At 44.2% G+C, this 17,651-nt stretch carries 16 protein-coding genes; 12 read left to right on the forward strand and 4 right to left on the reverse strand.

All coding sequences use genetic code 11. The features are described from left to right. Positions 1-434: 434 nt before the first annotated feature. The 8 genes from NSQ55_RS02500 to NSQ55_RS02535 all read left to right on the forward strand — a co-directional run bounded on the left by NSQ55_RS02500 (position 435) and on the right by NSQ55_RS02535 (position 8,202). Positions 435-824, forward strand: coding sequence for a NusG domain II-containing protein (locus NSQ55_RS02500; protein WP_036681022.1), 390 nt, complete (start codon positions 435-437; stop codon positions 822-824). Beyond that, entirely contained in the window at positions 808-1,365 is a 558-nt protein-coding gene (locus NSQ55_RS02505; protein WP_076124520.1) for a Gx transporter family protein, read from the forward strand. Before NSQ55_RS02500 ends, NSQ55_RS02505 begins: the two co-directional genes overlap by 17 nt. 29 nt (positions 1,366-1,394) lie before the next feature. Next, entirely contained in the window at positions 1,395-2,249 is an 855-nt protein-coding gene (locus NSQ55_RS02510; protein ID WP_339170989.1) for an ATP-binding cassette domain-containing protein, read from the forward strand. Continuing rightward, complete coding sequence (locus tag NSQ55_RS02515; RefSeq protein ID WP_076124517.1) at positions 2,240-3,142, forward strand: energy-coupling factor transporter ATPase; 903 nt, start codon at positions 2,240-2,242, stop codon at positions 3,140-3,142. The genes NSQ55_RS02510 and NSQ55_RS02515 overlap by 10 nt, the downstream gene beginning before the upstream one ends. After that, positions 3,135-3,926: an energy-coupling factor transporter transmembrane component T gene (locus NSQ55_RS02520; protein WP_036681014.1), complete on the forward strand. Its 792-nt coding sequence runs from the start codon at positions 3,135-3,137 to the stop codon at positions 3,924-3,926. The genes NSQ55_RS02515 and NSQ55_RS02520 overlap by 8 nt, the downstream gene beginning before the upstream one ends. Positions 3,927-3,969: 43 nt before the next feature. Then, entirely contained in the window at positions 3,970-5,895 is a 1,926-nt protein-coding gene (locus tag NSQ55_RS02525; protein WP_339170991.1) for a U32 family peptidase, read from the forward strand. A 97-nt stretch (positions 5,896-5,992) separates the two neighbouring features. Beyond that, positions 5,993-7,279: an aspartate aminotransferase family protein gene (locus NSQ55_RS02530; protein WP_339170993.1), complete on the forward strand. Its 1,287-nt coding sequence runs from the start codon at positions 5,993-5,995 to the stop codon at positions 7,277-7,279. A gap of 38 nt (positions 7,280-7,317) precedes the next feature. After that, positions 7,318-8,202, forward strand: a complete 885-nt coding sequence (locus NSQ55_RS02535; RefSeq protein WP_036681005.1) for a UbiA-like polyprenyltransferase — start codon at positions 7,318-7,320, stop codon at positions 8,200-8,202. Positions 8,203-8,767: 565 nt separating this feature from the next. Here the strand turns inward: NSQ55_RS02535 and NSQ55_RS02540 are convergent. From NSQ55_RS02540 to NSQ55_RS02555, 4 genes are all read right to left on the reverse strand, one after another. Then, a complete protein-coding gene (locus tag NSQ55_RS02540) occupies positions 8,768-9,748 on the reverse strand; it encodes a polyprenyl synthetase family protein (protein WP_076124510.1) in 981 nt (326 codons plus the stop codon). Between the two features lie 16 nt (positions 9,749-9,764). Continuing rightward, entirely contained in the window at positions 9,765-10,214 is a 450-nt protein-coding gene (locus NSQ55_RS02545; RefSeq protein ID WP_076124508.1) for a hypothetical protein, read from the reverse strand. Positions 10,215-10,459: 245 nt separating this feature from the next. Beyond that, entirely contained in the window at positions 10,460-12,340 is a 1,881-nt protein-coding gene (locus NSQ55_RS02550; protein ID WP_076124507.1) for an FAD-dependent oxidoreductase, read from the reverse strand. Positions 12,341-12,388: 48 nt separating this feature from the next. Further along, positions 12,389-13,282, reverse strand: a complete 894-nt coding sequence (locus NSQ55_RS02555) for an FMN-binding protein (protein ID WP_076124505.1) — start codon at positions 13,280-13,282, stop codon at positions 12,389-12,391. Between the two features lie 460 nt (positions 13,283-13,742). Here NSQ55_RS02555 and NSQ55_RS02560 point away from each other — a divergent pair, with 460 nt between their 5' ends. The 4 genes from NSQ55_RS02560 to NSQ55_RS02575 all read left to right on the forward strand — a co-directional run bounded on the left by NSQ55_RS02560 (position 13,743) and on the right by NSQ55_RS02575 (position 17,583). Further along, positions 13,743-13,946 carry a CsbD family protein gene (locus tag NSQ55_RS02560; protein ID WP_036682530.1) on the forward strand — a complete coding sequence of 68 codons (204 nt, stop codon included), beginning with the start codon at positions 13,743-13,745 and terminating at the stop codon, positions 13,944-13,946. Positions 13,947-14,115: 169 nt separating this feature from the next. Further along, positions 14,116-15,528, forward strand: coding sequence for an ATP-binding protein (locus NSQ55_RS02565; protein ID WP_076124504.1), 1,413 nt, complete (start codon positions 14,116-14,118; stop codon positions 15,526-15,528). 104 nt (positions 15,529-15,632) lie between these two features. After that, on the forward strand, positions 15,633-16,898 hold the full coding sequence (locus NSQ55_RS02570) for an MFS transporter (RefSeq protein WP_036682545.1): 1,266 nt from the start codon (positions 15,633-15,635) through the stop codon (positions 16,896-16,898). Between the two features lie 19 nt (positions 16,899-16,917). Then, positions 16,918-17,583 (forward strand): oxidoreductase, encoded by a 666-nt coding sequence (locus tag NSQ55_RS02575; RefSeq protein ID WP_076124502.1) that lies wholly within the window; start codon positions 16,918-16,920, stop codon positions 17,581-17,583. Positions 17,584-17,651: the final 68 nt, after the last annotated feature.

A 17,651-nucleotide genomic window follows, 5' to 3' on the forward strand; every position in this document is an offset into this window, starting at 1 on the left:
TCAATATATCGAAAAACAAATACCATATAAATATAACACACTATTGTTTAAAAGGCAAATATAATAATGAATTCCAAGATAAGGTTTATTTGATTCTAGAGAGGAACAAACCTCGATAAGGGGCGCTTAGATTTTGAAAGTAACTTAAATTGGGTTAATTGTGAATTATTCCGGAAAAGCTAGTAAACCAGAGGAGATGGGCGATCTCGGTGCAAATGGGCTAAAATGTAAGTTGGATATTTTTGCAAACGCTACAAATTACAACTGAAAATGCCAGAGACGAATGGGTTGTGTCTGCTGGGGTTATTTTGCGTGCCTATTTTGTGAACAGCTCTCTAAAACTGACAATAAACTCCAACATTGATTGAAGGATTGAGGGTAGACCGTTATAATTAATAAGTCTGGATTTTAATTAAAAAATAAGGGAGATTTTTATGAAACGCGCAGATGTGTGGCTGATTTCCATCGTATTGATTGCTGCGCTCGCTTTTCTCGTACCGAGATGGTTTTCGGACAATGATGACAAAGGTGGGGCCGGTAAAAATCTCATAGCCAATGTAACGGTGGACGGTGAGTTATTTAAAACGGTAAAGCTTACAAAAGAAGAACAAACCATTGAGGTCCGCACGGAACGCGGCTATAACATTTTGAAGGTGCATGATTACGGGATTGAAATGTACGATGCCGATTGCGCTGATAAAGTTTGCCTAGGTTTTGGTTTTATTACCCTGCCCAAACAGACGATTGTCTGTCTACCGCATAGAGTATTAGTCGAAATCACCAGTGCGTCGGGGGAGGATGATATAGATGCCTATGTCCAGTAGTGAATCTGCAACAGCTTTAAAAAGAACAGTGATTATTGCGATTTTCGCCGCAGTGGCAGTAGTGTTAAGTTTAATAGAGGCACAGATTCCGTTATCCGGGATGGGACTGGTGCCGGGTGCTAAGCTCGGACTGGCCAACATTATGATTTTGACTTGTATTTACTTTTTACGTGGACGGGATGCTTTGCTGCTTGTCATCCTCAAAACACTGCTTACTGCATTTCTGCTAGGTACCTTCTCAAGCTTGCTGTTTAGTTTATTTGGTTCACTTTTTAGCTTTGTTGTTATGTTTGTGCTGATGCTGATTAGTGGCAAAGGTAAGAGTATAAGCTTGATCGGAATTAGTATAGCCGGTGGGATTGCGCATAATATCGGTCAGCTGCTGGCAGCTTCTATGGTATTTGCATCACTTAGTATTTTTTATTATCTTCCCATGCTGCTGATCACTGGGGTAGTAACAGGAATTGCCGTGGGCTATGCAGTCCGTTATTTGGTGGCGTCATTGTCAAAAATATCGCTGTTTGAAGAATTTTTGGACTGATTAGTCACATCAGCGGAAGGATGACTAACATGAATGAATCATACGAAGGTCAAGACTTAGAGGGAGAGGGACAAGCAGTCATCTCTCTGGATGGGGTATCGTTTGGCTATGATCCCGAGCATCCGATTCTTCACAATATAACGTTATCTATCTCTCAAGGACAATGGGTCAGCTTGGTTGGTCCTAATGGCTGCGGGAAGTCTACGTTGGTCAAGCTGCTCAATGCTCTGCTGCCTAAGGGGGCTGGTGAGATTGTGGTTAGTGGCATGCTGCTTAGTGAGGAAACGATCGGAAGCATTCGGCAATGTATCGGAATGGTGTTCCAAAATCCGGATAATCAGTTTATTGGAGCCACTGTAGAGGAAGATATCCTATTCGGCCTGGAAGGGCTTTGTTTGCCGTACGAAGAGATGGCTGAACGTTTGCACTCCTATACGACGAGACTAGGAATAAATCATCTGTTGTCCAAGCATCCGGGTGAGCTGTCGGGAGGTCAAAAGCAGCGTGTTGCTATCGCTTCCATTCTTGCTATGGAACCAGGCATCGTCATTTTTGACGAGGCCTCTTCTATGTTGGATGAAGGAAGCAGAAATGACCTTCTCGGTATTCTGCAGGATATGCGGGCAGAAGGGAAGTACACGATCCTCATGATTACGCATGATGCAGATGAGATTTTGGCATCGGATCGGGTGCTTGCACTGCATGGAGGTGGTTTGGCTGCAGATCTTACACCGGCGGAGTTGTTCCGGAACGAGGAGCTTCTGGAAAAATGCCATCTGCGTGAACCTTATCCTTGGCGCCTTGCACGCGAGCTGCAGAACCAGGGTATTCATGTGGATGTTCCGACCAGTGAAAAGGAGCTTATAGACACGTTATGGCCATAGAATTACAGCAAGTAAGTTACACCTACGCTGACCGAAGCCTCTGGAAGCTGACGGCGCTCCGGGACATTAACCTCAGTGTACCCATTGGCTCGATGGTTGGTATTGCGGGGGCGACGGGCTCAGGTAAATCGACGCTGCTGCAATTGTTTAACGGGATACTGAAACCAACCGAGGGTACGGTAAAAGTGCTTGATGTAACTATTCAGGCTGGTGAGAAGTCACCTAAGCTAATGCCACTGCGCCGCCGAGTTGGATTGGTATTTCAATTTCCGGAGCAGCAGATGTTCGAAGATACGGTCGAGAAGGATCTCATTTTCGGTCCCCTTAATTTCGGCATGAGTCTCGAAGAGGCAAAGTCACGTGCACGTCAGGCCATGTCAGATATGGGGCTGGATCTCGCACTGCTAGAGCGGAATCCTTTCCAATTGAGCGGTGGACAAATGCGTAAGGCGGCTATCGCTTCCGTGCTAGCTATGGACCCTGAGGTCATCGTTCTGGATGAGCCCACGGCAACGCTTGATCCCATTAGCCGTGCAGAGCTAATCAGCTTGCTGGAGAGATTATGTCGTGAGCAGGGCAGAACGATCATTATCGTCACGCATCGGATGGATGAGTTATTGCCCTATGCGGACAGCTGGGTTGTACTTAAAGAGGGCAGCACGGCGTTTCAGGGCAGTGTAAAGGCGCTTGCAGATGATCCTTCAATTCTGGAACAGTGTGGTTTGACGGTTCCACAGTCCCTTCGTTACTGGCGTGCAGTTGCTGATCATTTAGGTCTTGTGGATGAAGCCCCCCGCTTGACGGCTGAGAGTCTGGCAGAGCTTATAGCTTCGCTGCCAGCGGAATCAATAAGCACTGGTAAGCCCGATGGAAAGAGGGATGACCATGAATGAGAAACTGATCTTAGGTAGGAGTATTGAGACCGGTTCGTGGGTGCACAAACTGGATGCTCGTGCCAAAATCACTGGCATGCTATTATACGTAGCTGTTATCCTGCTCTCACGTTCGTGGATGGCCATGGCTGTGCTGGCTATTTTTTCGATAGCCGTTATGGCTTCAACGCGGATTCCGCTTAAATACTTCCTGAAAGCAGCTAAGCCTTTACGTTATTTAATGTTGTTTATCTTTATTGTGCAGGTGGTGTCTGTAAAGACAGGGGAGGTAGTGCTGACTCTTGGTTCCTGGTCTATCTATGAGGGAGGGCTAAGATTAGGGGCATTTTCGGTCATCCGCATGTTCTTTCTTATCACCTTTACAGCGCTTCTGACCTTCACAACAACGCCGGGGAAGCTGAATCAAGGGTTGGAGGGGATCTTGACACCCTTCAAAAAGCTTGGCTTATCCCCTGACCGTATCACGCTGATGATCAGCATTTCACTTCGTTTCATTCCTACGATTCTAGATGAATCGCAGATCATAATGAAAGCGCAGGCCTCAAGGGGAGCCGATCTGAAAGAGCTGCCTTTGAAGGAAAAGGGACGGATGTTAGTCTCCCTGCTGGTCCCGATTATCGCCAGTGCTTTTAGGCGTGCTCAGGATCTGGTGTATTCCATGGAGGCCCGCGGTTTTCGCATGGATGCTCCCCGCAGTCGGTATCACCGCCTAAGGTGGGGCAAATTCGATACTGTTTTTATTGGGATGTTTGTGGTCATGGGAATTGCAGTAGCTTTGTTATAATACTCATTCCCTATTAGTAGTATCAACTTGGGAGGGAACTTGAATGGCACGTTATTTTAACGGTAGAGAAGTCGAATTACTCGCACCCGCAGGAACGTTTGAGATTTTCAAGGAAGTGATCCAATCACGGTGTGATGCAGTTTATTTTGGTGGACCTGTATTGAATATGAGAATGATGCGTAAAGGTTATAATCTTACTCATGAAGAGATCGTAGAGGCACTTGATATCGCACACCGTCTAGACAAAAAAGTGTATATCACTGTGAATAATCTTTTTAGTGAGGAAGATGTGGAGGAAGCTAGAGAATACTTGCGTTTCCTTGATGGTGCTCGGCCAGATGCTTTGATTGTTCAGGATATGGCAGTGTTGGAGCTTATTCGGGAGATGGAGCTTAACCTTCCTATTCACTCATCCGTAATGATGAATGTTCACAACCTGGAGATGATCTATGCGTTGCGTGATCTGGGTGTAACTCGTGTAGTTACCTCGCGGGAAATGGACCTGCAGACAGCTAAGCTGCTTGGTCAGCGGAGTGGTATGGAGCTGGAATATTTTATTCACGGGGATATGTGCTCTGTGCATGGTGCAAATTGTTACTTCAGTTCCCATGTTTTTGGCATGAGCAGCAACCGGGGAAAATGTATGAAGCCTTGCCGCTGGGATTATCGGGTTAAAAAAGACGGATATGTATATCCTGCCGAATATCCACTGGCTGTCAAAGATATGTTTATGTATGAGCATCTTCCGGAATTGATTGAATCAGGCATTACTTCCTTCAAAATAGAAGGCCGTATGCGTGATAAGGATTTTATGGTGATGCTGGCGAATAGCTACGGCGAAGCCATTGACCGATATATTGATGATCCGATTGGCTTTGATCGTACGGTTGATACTAAAGAGCTGTACAACAACCGCAAGCGCGACTTTTCGACAGCTTATGCTTTTGGTAAACCAGGGTTAGCTAACATTAACCGTCGTTATGAAGGCACGGGCAAATTCTATAGCACTGGAAAAGTATTTAGCACCCCAACCGCAGAACGTGAGCTATCTGAAAAACGTGTAGAGGAATTACGGGAACGTTTGGCGCAAGAAAAGAAACCTAAGGCAACAAAAGCGAAGCTGGCTGTACGTGTGAATAATATGGAACAGGCGCGCGTAGTATTGGAGCTGGGTGTGGATAGTTTATACTTGCCGGGGGATGTATTTGAACCGGACAGACCTTTTACAAAACGTGATATTAAGGAACTTGGTGAGCTAAAAGGCGATAGCAAAATCTATTTAGGGTTGCCACGCATGATGACCGAGCTGCATTTTGATCAATATGATCAATTGCTTGGTGGAGAACGCTTGCCGATCGACGGTCTAATCGTTACTAATTTGGGAGCGATTCGCAGATACAGCTCTACAGGTTATCCGTTAATTGGAGATGGTAGTTTAAATGTCTACAATCATCTTTCAGCCCAATTATATGCAAAATTAGGTTTAACTCAGCTTTCGGTTTCACCGGAAATGACGCTGGAGCACTTTGCTACCTTTGCCTCGCGTTGTGACACGCCTTTGGAAGTTGTTGTACATGGTACACCTGCACTAATGTATATGGAACATGACCTTTATGAGAATACTGAAGTAATGGAGCCTATCGCTGAAGAGGATAATCAATATGTGCACAATAATGTATTGGTTCTAAAAACAGACAAAGGTGAAAATCCGGTATATCGTGATCAGCACGGCCGTTGCCATCTTTTGTTCGCGAAAGAGCTCTGCTATTTACCGTTGCTTGGTGAGATGATTGATCTAGGCATATCTAGTTTCCGTATTGAAGGAGCGACATATAGCGCTCAGCAGTTGCGTGAAATTATAATTTCTTATCAACAAGCTATGAATCGTACTGAAGTGAAAGATGATATGCTAGGTGGTCTTGAGCCCATTTATGCGGGTTATACTCTAGGTTCGCTGCAATTTAACTAATTCTATTTTTTGGGGTAAAATACCGTCTGCTAGTAAGAAGAATGCACAGTACTCTATGAATAAGTTACTATTTTCACAAGAAGAGAGGGAATCAATCATGGAACAACAAGAATTCATCGGAAGAGAAGCCGTAGCGGCAAAGCGTAAGCAATATTTCTATCCGTGTACACAGCATTTTTACCGCGATGCGCCTCAGCTTGTGCGAGGTTCGATGCAGTTTGTGTATGATGAACATGGCAAACAATATACAGATTTTTTCGCAGGTGTATCTGTAGTTGCCTGTGGGCACTGCAATCCAGCCATAACTGGACGTACGATTGAGCAACTGCAGCAGCTGCAGCATACGTCTACGATCTATTTAACTCAGCCAAATGTGGATTTGGCTGAACGTCTGGAAGAGGTTATGCCAGGCGGTCTACGCCGAACCTTTTTCGTGAACAGCGGCTCAGAGGCAAATGAAGGCGCACTGCTGCTCGCTCGGATGTATACAGGACGCAAAGGGTTCATTGCACTGGAGAGTGGTTTACACGGCCGTACCAATCTAACTATGAGTGTGACAGGTCTGCCGATGTGGCGTACCGATAAATACTTGGATCATGACGTTGAGTTTATTCCTCGCCCATATCATCCAGAACTATCTCTGGAGGAAGCCGCTGCACTATCCTTGGAATCTCTGGAGCGAGTGCTTGAGGAGAAGGGGAATACTATCGCCGCAATGATCGTAGAGCCAATCCAAGGCAATGGTGGTATGATTATGCCAACGGCAACCTACTTCAGTGAGGTCAAAATGTTGCTGGAGAGATATGGCGTACTTCTGATCGCTGATGAAATTCAAACTGGATTTGGTCGTACAGGCAAAATATTTGCTATGGAGCATTTTGACGTAGTGCCCGATATTATTAGTATGGCCAAGGCACTGGGGAATGGAATTCCGGTGGCAGCCTTTGCGACAACAGATGAGATTGCACTCGCGCTGAACCGTCCGTCGGCTTCAACCTTTGGAGGCAATCCGGTATCTGCTGCAACGGCGCTGGCTGTGCTTGATTATATTCGCGATGAACGGCTTCCTGAACGCTCAGTGCTGCTCGGAGAACGATTGAAAGCAGGGCTAAAGACCCTTCAAGACCGTTATCCTTCGCTTATTGTGGATGTACGGGGAATTGGGCTTATGTTGGGAGCGGAGCTTGCTGGTGAGGATGCAGAAGGCTCTGCGGCGCTTACAGATCAAGTACTGGAAGCGATGAAAGACAGAGGATACCTGATCGGCAAAAATGGCATAGGACGCAACGTACTAGCCTTTCAACCGCCGATGATTATTACGGAAGAGGATATCGACGGGCTGCTTAACAACCTGAATGAAGTCTTTGCGGAGCTTAATGACTAATATAATGAATTTCAAGTAGCGAAGAAAGAGGAAAACGAATGGCTATTCTAAACATTTTTAAAACTGCAGGCCTAAAGCTTAAAATGTTCAGTGAACTGGTGATGTTCTCTCATACGCTTTTTTCGCTGCCGTTTGCCATTATCTCGATGGTGTGGGCTGCTGGGGGCTGGCCATCAGGGCATGTGATGATCTGGGGTCTGATTGCATTGATCGGTGCCCGTAATGGCGCTAATGCATTCAATCGGCTGGCAGACCGTACGTTTGATGAACAGAATCCTCGTACGGCACATCGGCATTTGCCACAACGGTTATTGGCAGAAAAAGAAGTGGTTGTCTTTGTTATTGTCAATTATGCCATCTTTATTGTGGCTTCAGGCATGCTGAACTTGCTCTGCCTGCTCTTATCGCCGGTAGCAATCGTGTTAATATCGACTTATTCTTATACAAAACGTTTTACCTTTCTCAGCCATTTATATTTAGGCTTTGTTATTGCTTCCGCACCGATTGGTGCATGGTTTGCCGTAACCGGAAATATCGCATTTACCCCGTTTGTGATCGGGACGGTAGTTATGCTCTGGATTGCCGGATTTGATATTATCTACGGCACTCAGGACATTGAATTTGACCGGCGGCATGGGTTATGGTCTATTCCGAGCTTCTTTGGATTAGAGAATGCGCTGCGTATCGCCAAAGGTCTACACTTCATTATGATTATGCTGCTATTATTTCTATACGTATGGCAGGATCTCGGATGGATGTATTTAGTTGGGATTGGTATCGCTACATTGCTCCTGATGACCGAGCATAAGATTATAAAACCTTCGAATCGTAAGCTGATGAAGGTGGCTTCTTATAATCTAAATCAGGTAATCAGCATAGTGATATTATTGTGTACGTTGATTGATTTTTTCTATGTTAGTTAGGGAGCTGGCTTTGGTGAGCCGGCTGAGCATTTGGCACATTGCCCTCAAACTAACAACAAAAGACAATAGCCTACCCCTTTTGGGTAGGCAAGGGAATTGGAAAGCTGGCTACGCTAGCTTTCCTTTTTTGTGTTGACTCGGTTCCCCGCTCTGCAAGGGGGAAGCTACGAGTTGAATGCAAAGATTAGGGAAAACCTCCCTAATCTTATTGAGTTTTTTATCCTTTGACTTTGTTTTAGGGAATTTGTCCCTGAAATACAGCTGGTTACTCCTAAAAGCATGCTAAAGTGGACTTTATTAGGGAGGAATTCCCTAATATCATGGTTTTCGAACGATTATTAGCTAATTTTAGGGAGGTTTTCCCTAATTATATCCGATGGAGTAGAATGACTGAATTAGCTCATGTGCGCTACGCTGCGTTTGCGTGTTTAGCTTGTCCTGTTGAAGCGGAAAAATAGCAGTTGAATTGCGACAAGATCAATAAAATGATGTGTCTAAATCAAAAAAACGGATACCCCCAAGTGAATGGGAGGTATCCGTTTTTATTTGTATTAGAACGTACGCTTTAGCGATCACGGTCCGCAAAATATTGCAGCAACGTTTCCAGATCAGCATGCGCCGGGTAGGAGGAGAGCTGCTGCACAATAGCTGCAGCTTTATCCAGATAGTTCTGGCTGACCCGTTCAGCGCGAGCGAGGGCATCGCTATTGTTAATTAGGGTGAGCACATGTGCTACTTCAGCGTCGGAAGAATCCGGGCCGATTGCACGGATCACAGGCGAGAGCTTAGGGTCCTGCAAGGCGTACAGCACTGGCAGGGTGACTTGACCATGTCGCAGGTCGCTACCGGCAGGTTTGCCTAGGACATCGGCGGACTGTGTGAAATCTAGCAAGTCATCTTGTATCTGAAAGGACATCCCTAAGGCTTCTCCAAAATTATAAAGGAGATTGGCAACTTCTTCGGTGCTTTCAGTGGACAGTGCACCAACCCGTAAGCAGGTTGCCATAAGAAGAGCGGTTTTGTTTAAGGATTTCTCCAAATACTGATCCATTGTAATTTCATAATCAAAAGCATGTTCCATTTGCTGATATTCACCCAGACACAGCTGAGCGGTGGCTACAGAGGATAAGTCATGAACGTATCTGTTTTTATCTCCTGTATATTTGCTCAGCAGCTCGATGACCCGAGCGGACATGTAATTACCAACATGTACTGCTGACAATGTACCCGTCTTAATATGTAAGGCGGGTACGCCCCGCCGTAACTCAGAACGGTCAATGATATCATCATGAATTAATGAGGCGGCATGAATAAATTCAGCAGCAGCAGCTAATTGAAGCGCTCTGCGACCGGTATCCTTACGGCCAAACCGACTGCCAACAATGACCATGAGGGGACGAAGGCGTTTACCACCGGAATTTATAAGCTCTAGAACACTTTGCGCGAGCTGAGATTTCTTAGGTACATCTTTATCACGCGTCACAAGGTTTACGATTTCGCGGTTGATTTCATTTATGTCTATATTTAAGGCCTCATGCAGCTTCATTTATGGATCCCACCTGTCAAATGGCTTTGCTTGTGCGACTACGCTGTCTGCACTCTTGAATCAAGAACTCTTCGATTCCAGTAGCTGGATCATGTTCCGCGAAGTCTCCATTTGACCGTCTAATCTGCATTTTTTTGATCGAAGGAGCTAGATAAGCAACTAAGTCGAGCTCACGGCATTTCACCGCAAACTGCAGGTAAAAGCTATACAAATAATCTCCATCCAAAATGTTGCGTGTAAGGTCGGGATGATGTGGGATACATTCCATATGGCGCTCTGCTGCCAAAGTGAGAATAGTGTAAATACCCAGCAAATTGACTTTGCGGCTGTATTCCAGATCATGGCGTTCCAGTACCGAGATTAGCTGTTCACATGCAGCCGGAGAGGGCTGAAGCTCAATTCCGGCAATAGGTGACATTTCAGTATGCAACAACCGGAGGGTATCTTCTATGAGTTGTTTGTTCACAAGATTCTCTCCTTCTTGTCGGTTTTGCCGGAAGAAACCATACCCCGATCATCCCTACAAAACCATTCATTCAAGAAAAAACCACCATTTCCTAGGATTAGGAAGGTTATTTTCTTCTTGTAAATAAGGAGAGTAATGTGTCCTAGGGACACATTACTCTGAAGTATATCCATATTTAACCCTAATAAAATACAATTTGCACATATGTTCTATATGATAAATTACACAAATTCAGGGTTTTATTATCAGTCGGTGTATAGATACCATCGTCTGACGAGCGGAATTCTCTTCCACTGTTTCTTAAGCCAAGGAAGTACATAGTAGTCTAGACCAAGTGTGCTTCCCGATCCGCCGATGCAGGCAATACCAGCAGCAACGTACCATAACATTTCTGTCGAGGCCATTTTGGTTGACCAAATCATGACCGACATGCCTACGGTCGCTATAGAAGCAAGTGCTGTGAAGAGACCAACGATGAGCATAATACCGAAGACGATTTCTGCACATACCATACCGATTTGGAACCATTTCGCGAGGAAAGTATAACTTCCGTCGTTGTTGTAGAACATCAAATCCATGAACCAGTTTGTAATGTTGTATACGAAGTTAGGTACAGGCAACGCTTCAACTGCTTCTTTTGCAGTGGATACTGCTGAAGCTGCAGATTGTGCATCTACGGTGTCTTTAACTGCATCTACTGCAACACTGGCTGCTGATGAAGCATCCGTTGCAAAAGGAGCAGCTGGAATCAAGAAAATCTTATCTGGATCTTTCCAAATCTTTTGGATCTTCTCAATACCTTCGTATAACCACATACCCCCAAGTAGAACACGAAGTGGAACGAGCCAGAAATTAGGTGAACGTTTGGAGAAGTGACCACCTAAGAAGCTCTTGCGGTTCTCAACATGGAAGAATTCATGCATCATATATGTCCATACTTTATTGAATCCGACAACCTGAGAAAGGTAGAACATATTAATAAAGTGTTTAGATAGCATTGCCATGAATCCAGTAAGCATAAAGAACTTACCTGGCAGACCAACGTTTGCTACACCGTAGCGGCTACCAATGGAGACCATTGTACCGTGGAAACCTGGTTTGTAAGCTTTTTTAGCAGTGTTCTGAATGTCGGCGGCAATGTTGCCAGCAACAATCGGAGCGGCTTGTTCAGCGTTCTCAACCATTTGTGGTACAGGACGAGTTTCACCTTCAGGAATGTAGAAAATGTTGTCCCCTACTACGTAGACGTTCTTATGATCTACACTTTCCAGGTTCTCATTCGTAACAATCCGTTTGCGGCCTTGTTGTTGAACTTCAAGTCCACCAACGATTTCGGAGCCTTCAACACCAGCAGTCCAAACAATTGTTTGGGAATCGACGACGTTTTTCTCACCAAGGGCAACACTACCATTGCCTACTTCGGTGATTTTAGCGCCAGTAACGATTTCCACGTTCAGCTTACGAAGGCGAGCTTCAGCTTTTTGAATCAGCTTATCTGGAAGGATAGGCAGAATCTTCGGAGCCATATCAGCCACAATCAGTCTTACTTCGGATGGGTCGATAAAGAACTCCTTGCATAATTCCTCGCGTTGTTCAGCCATTTCACCAACCAGCTCGACACCAGTAAAGCCGGCACCGATAATAACGAAGGTCAGCATAGCACGGCGTACAGCTGGATTTTTCTCCATAGCCGCTTTGGTATACATATCGCGGATTTGGCGTTTCAATGCTACCGCATCATCGTAAGACCAGAAGGAGAAGGTGTTTTCTTCTGCGCCTGGAATGCCGAAGAAGGTTGGTTTGCTACCTGTGCCGATTACAAGGTAATCGTAAGCGTAGGTAGCTTTATCGGACTTAAGTTTTCTGCTTTTGAAATCGATATTGCTGATCTCATCAAGAACAACATCTACTTTAAGGCCCGCAAAAATTTTCTTAAGATCGATCTTGATTGAATCCTCTGGAGCACGGTTCGCGGCAACCTCATGCAGCTCAGTCAATAGAGTGTGATATGGATTCCGGTCGATCAGTGTAATTTCAACATCTTTGTTTTTCTTAAATTTCTTTGCCAGTTTCTTAGCCGTGAGTACGCCGCCGTAGCCGCCGCCCAAAATGACTATTTTCTTCAAGAGAAATTCACCTCATTCGTCTGATTAGCTGCAGAAGGTCCTGCGAAATTATTTCGCGCCTTCGAGTGCTTTTTCTGCAAGTGTAAAATATTCACCAACATGAATACTCACGCCGGAAATTGCATCAGTTTTGCCTTCAGCATCAAGCGTTGGAGCAGTACCTTTGTTTTCAAGGAAGTATTTTTCAGCCAAAGCGATTTCTTCATGCCATTCAGCAGAAGCGCCGCCAGCTTTCATACCATATTTACCATCAACGGAGAATTGCTTCTTGTCATCGCCAGCAGCATTCAAACCACTGAATTTAACAGCTACAACATTACCGTTAGCAACAGTCAGGTCAACAGTGGATTTCCAACCGGATTCAGCGTCCATTTCGCCTTCAGCATGGTAGCCTCCGTCTTTATATTGACCAGCTTCTACTGGACCAGCAGCAAGAGCAGCTTGAGCAGCTTTTACAAAGTCAGATACGTGTACGGATACACCAGAGATGGCATCAGTTTTCCCCTCAGCATCAAAAGTTATAGCTGCTGGATCTTGTTTTTCGATCAGGAATTCTTCAGCTTTAGCTGCTTGCTCGTGCCATTCAGAAGAAGCACCACCAGCTTTCATGCCATATTTACCATCTTCAGAAACCTTTTTCTTCAGGTCGCCTGCAGTGTTAACGTTAAAGGCATCCCAGTCAGCTTTAGTGATCTTTCCACCTTCTACAGTTAAGAGTGCGAAATATTGCCAGCCAGTTTTAGCATCAACGTCAGCAGTACCGTAGTAAACTCCGTCTTTGTACTGTCCAGCTTCAGTTCCAGCGTTACCGGAATTTGTTGCAGGAGCAGTTGTTTCAGCTGGTGCGTTAGTAGGGGCTGCGGCGTTGTCTGTGTTGTTACCACAACCTGCGAGCAATCCAAGGATAAGTGCGCTCGACAAGATAACAGAAGCTTTTTTCATTTCAAATGACCTCCAAAAATATAGTTTAAAATATATATATTAAAATGTAAAACATTTTAATAGTCGAGCGAAGTGATAAAAATCACTTTATAAATGATATTTGTCACTTTAATCTCATACCTCATTACCCGTTTGTAACAGTATCATGACTTATATCGGCATAGATTAGAAAAAAATTTAATGATGTTGTTTTATCTCCGATGGCATTCTAGCATATGGAATAGGAAAACATTTGTGAAATAAATCACTTAAAAAATTAAATATTTAATTTATATCTGGATTATATCAAATTTTAAAAGATTTGAATACATAAATTAAAAAATATATGTGACAGAATACGACTTAATTTGCTAATGCCATGAATGGCGGAAAGATTCATAGCGAATGGGGAAGGGTAAGTAAAGGTAACACGGGATAACGATCCTACCCTAATTAATTCAGCTAAGGAGATGAGCTAATAATGGACAACAATGTATTTAAAGGGAAATGGAAACAGCTCAAAGGCGAGGCCAAGAAGCAATGGGGCAAGCTTACAGATGATGATCTTGACGTAATTGATGGTGAAAAGGATAAATTAGTAGGTAAACTACAAGAACGTTATGGACACACGAAAGAAGACGCGGAAAAAGAGTACCAAACTTGGGGACGTTCCTACCGCGATTAATTCGTTACTAATGACGTCTATAATAAAATTCCAGAAGAAGAGCGCAAATCGCATCTGATTTGCGCTCTTCTTCTGCGTCCGTGGGCGGTTAGTTATCGAATAGGGCTTTAGTATGGTAGTATTATGAGATGAAAGTTGTAATTTATTTTGCCAAGGTGGGAGTGAATCTATGGGTTATCTTAAAATATTTTTTGGAAACACCGCGATGCTAATAGCTGTAGCCTATTTGGCTAATCTTATATATAAAAGCACCATTTCAAATGCAAGTGTAAGAATAAAGAAAGTAAGCTGGGTATTACTAGCCATCTTTGCCGGGTGGATTAGTACTCTTTTTGGATATAGGCTGGATGAGCATGTGATTTTTGATTTACGTTTTGTGCCACTTATTATTTCAACGCTGGCTTATCCGCATCCTTTCATTCTTGTTTTGATTGGTATAGGAACAGGTCTTACACGGTTAACTTTTGGAGTAAATGAGGCAGCAATGGCTGGTACAATTAATTTGTCCATTCTAGGATTTATTTGTGCTGCGCTTAGCTACTGGGTCAGACGATCTAGCTTATGCATAGTGAACAAAGGTTTGATCGTGATTCTAGTCGTAAATGTAATGAATGCAATCAACATTATGGTGTTTGGTGTGATTCCCGCCCCAGAGTACATAAGAGAGATTATGCCGATTACTTTCCCTGCGGGGTTGATTCTAAGTGTTCTATTCTCCTTAATTATTCGTGACTTTCAATTAGGACTCTTACGGAATGTGCAGATTCAGCGTGCTAATGAACAACTGTCCGCCCAGACGGAGGAGCTGCATAAGAATAAGATAGCGCTTGAAGAACGTGCCGATCAGTTAATGATGGCTTCGCAATTTAAATCCGAATTTCTGGCCAATATGTCTCATGAGCTTCGAACACCACTGAATAGCATCATTAATTTATCGCAATTAATTGAAGACAATGATAATTCTCTTACGGAAGCAGAAATGAGTGAGTATGCAGCCATTATCCGCCGTTCTGGTGAAGAATTATTGATGATAATTGGCGATATATTAGATCTGTCCAAAGTGGAAGCAGGTCGATTGGATATTATAAATGAAGATTTAAGTGTTATTGAGATCCCAGAGATCCTGGCTATGCAATTCGCTGTCACGGCTAAACAAAAGGAATTAGAATTTACTATTGCTATGGAAGAAAACATCCCGCAAATGATTCATTCCGATCCACAGCGGATTCAGCAGATCCTGCGTAATTTGCTCTCTAATGCTTTTAAATTTACAAAGTCTGGCCATGTCGCACTCCGTATTCGTCAAGAGGAACGTGGGGAAAGAGCTATTGTGAAGCATTGGATTGTATTTGAGGTAGAAGATAGTGGGATAGGTATTGCACCAGAGAAGCATGCCATGATCTTTGAAGCCTTCCAACAGGCGGATAGAACAATTAGTCGAAAATATGGCGGAACAGGATTAGGACTTTCTATTAGTAATGATTTGGCCAGACTGCTCGGAGGGTTCATTACTTTAGAAAGTGAGGAGGGTAAAGGGAGTCGTTTTTCGCTTTATTTACCCCTCGAATTCATAGAAGAGTAAGCTCCAATATTATTTGTTAATTTGGCGTATTGACAGTAGATTGATGCGGAGTAGAATGAAGCAAATGCCGCATCAAAGGAGTGTTACCCCTTTCTATGAACAACATGGAAACTAAGCACACAGTTACTAGTTCAAAGCGTGTCCGTAAAACCTCAGTACATCGCAGGAATTTGCGCATTGCTACCTGGGAAGGTGTGCCATCGACCATTTTCCAGGTCCTGCTGCAAGGGCAGTTTCTAACAGGATTCCTGCTATATTTAGGAGCCACTTCAAGTCAAATTGGATTTGTGCTAGCGCTTACCACTTTGGTTAACGTGATGCAGATCGGGGTAGCTTTTTTGATTCAGAAGCTGCCAAGCCGCAAATGGGCTATGGTTACTTTTATCGGCCTGCATAGGATACTTTGGAGTTCTACGGGGCTAATTCCGTTTATTTTTCCTAAAGAGTATTGGGTCATGGCTTTTATAGCCTTATATACTACTGCTTTTATTGCCAATACGGCGGGTGGTGTGCTGTGGAGCTCTGTGATCAGCGATCTTGTTCCGGCACGTGTGCGTGGACGTTATTTTGGGATTCGTAATACGTTCCTGAATGCACTCGGTAGTCTGGTGATGTATGGTGGGGGTATCGTTTTGGATCGTTATCCCGGGAGCCATGGCTTTCTGATTCTTTATATTGTTGTGTGGATCTTCGCGATCTCTAACGTCGTTGTATTCTTTTTTTATCCCGACGTGCCTTTCGAGAAATCGGAAGAACATAAATTTTTACCGATGTTTAAGAAACCGCTTAAAGATACTTTATTTATGAAGTCTACTTTGTTTCTGGCCGCCTGGTTGCTGCTGCAGAATTTAACTGTTCCGCTATACTCGTATGTCATGTTGCAGTTACTTCATATAAATTATGAAACGTTATCACTGCTTAATGTGTCCCAGACTCTTTTTATGATGGCTAGTTTCTACGTTTGGGGTAATCTAAATGCAAAATATAGCAATAAACGTCTGTTGTTCTTTACGTTGCCGATTATTGCCTTGTCCTCGTTGATGTGGGGACTCTTGTCTGTGTTGCCGATGCTGTTGGTGTTGTTTGCCGCTCATATTGTTTTTGGTGTAGGTGTAGGCGGTTTCAACCAGCTGGCCTTTAATTTTATTATTGGAGACACGCCGAAAAAAGAACGGCCTATGTATATGGCGACCTATGCGGCGCTTACGGGTTTATCATCCTTTTTTGGTCCGCTTATTGGGGGACAGCTGTATGAAAAAATTGCCCACTGGCCGCAATGGACCCAAGTATACGGTATGCAGTTGGTAGTGGGAACGCTTATGATCGCTCTTGCCTTCCTGCTGGGCCGTCGTATTCTAAAGGACGAATAGAAGTAAAGGGGACTATTCCATGTTAAGGATTGCGTTGGTATTAGGGGCTACTGGATTAGTAGGGAAAGCGGTTACGGAGGAATTGCTGAATCGTGAAGGTTGGGGTGAGGTGAGAGTGCTTGTACGGACTCCATTAGCTTTAGAACATCCTAAGCTTAAGCAAATCGTTGTGGATTGGGAGAGCCTGGCGGAGTATAGCGATTCGTTCGAAGGCGTTCATTCCATCTTCTGTTGCCTCGGGACTACGATCAAGAAGGCAGGTTCACAAGAGCAGTTCGAACGTGTCGATCTGGATTATCCGCTTGCAGCTGCTGCTATTGCGAGAGATCACGGTGTTAAACAGTTCTTGGTTGTTTCATCCATGGGGGCAGATGCCAAATCGCGCAATTTCTACAGTCGGACTAAGGGGAGAGCAGAGGAAGCGTTAAGCAAAATCGGTTTTCAAGGGCTGCATTTGTTTCGGCCATCCTTGCTGCTGGGTCATCGTGAGGAATTCAGACTGGGAGAACGCGTCGCGGCTAGATTGATGAAAGCACTGGAGTTTGTGATGGTTGGCAAAGCGGCTAAATATCGTGCCATACCTGGTGTAACTGTGGCGAGAGCTATGGTTAACATTGCCTCTGCTGACACGCATGGTCTGCATATCTACACGAATGAAGTAATACATGTGATTGGAAAACGTTAAGTTTTTCGGGCTGCTAATAAATTTGCATTACGGTGAGAACAGGACTTACAATGGACAATAAATGATCA

This window comes from Paenibacillus sp. FSL H7-0943, from assembly GCF_037963265.1.
Taxonomy (GTDB): domain Bacteria; phylum Bacillota; class Bacilli; order Paenibacillales; family Paenibacillaceae; genus Paenibacillus_AQ; species Paenibacillus_AQ odorifer.

Coding starts and splice junctions, on each gene's coding strand:
- NSQ55_RS02500 (WP_036681022.1), top strand. CDS start 435: ATGAAACGCGCAGATGTGTGGCTGATTTCCATCGTATTGATTGCTGCG.
- NSQ55_RS02505 (WP_076124520.1), top strand. CDS start 808: ATGCCTATGTCCAGTAGTGAATCTGCAACAGCTTTAAAAAGAACAGTG.
- NSQ55_RS02510 (WP_339170989.1), top strand. CDS start 1,395: ATGAATGAATCATACGAAGGTCAAGACTTAGAGGGAGAGGGACAAGCA.
- NSQ55_RS02515 (WP_076124517.1), top strand. CDS start 2,240: ATGGCCATAGAATTACAGCAAGTAAGTTACACCTACGCTGACCGAAGC.
- NSQ55_RS02520 (WP_036681014.1), top strand. CDS start 3,135: ATGAATGAGAAACTGATCTTAGGTAGGAGTATTGAGACCGGTTCGTGG.
- NSQ55_RS02525 (WP_339170991.1), top strand. CDS start 3,970: ATGGCACGTTATTTTAACGGTAGAGAAGTCGAATTACTCGCACCCGCA.
- NSQ55_RS02530 (WP_339170993.1), top strand. CDS start 5,993: ATGGAACAACAAGAATTCATCGGAAGAGAAGCCGTAGCGGCAAAGCGT.
- NSQ55_RS02535 (WP_036681005.1), top strand. CDS start 7,318: ATGGCTATTCTAAACATTTTTAAAACTGCAGGCCTAAAGCTTAAAATG.
- NSQ55_RS02540 (WP_076124510.1), bottom strand. CDS start 9,748: ATGAAGCTGCATGAGGCCTTAAATATAGACATAAATGAAATCAACCGC.
- NSQ55_RS02555 (WP_076124505.1), bottom strand. CDS start 13,282: ATGAAAAAAGCTTCTGTTATCTTGTCGAGCGCACTTATCCTTGGATTG.
- NSQ55_RS02560 (WP_036682530.1), top strand. CDS start 13,743: ATGGACAACAATGTATTTAAAGGGAAATGGAAACAGCTCAAAGGCGAG.
- NSQ55_RS02565 (WP_076124504.1), top strand. CDS start 14,116: ATGGGTTATCTTAAAATATTTTTTGGAAACACCGCGATGCTAATAGCT.
- NSQ55_RS02570 (WP_036682545.1), top strand. CDS start 15,633: ATGGAAACTAAGCACACAGTTACTAGTTCAAAGCGTGTCCGTAAAACC.
- NSQ55_RS02575 (WP_076124502.1), top strand. CDS start 16,918: ATGTTAAGGATTGCGTTGGTATTAGGGGCTACTGGATTAGTAGGGAAA.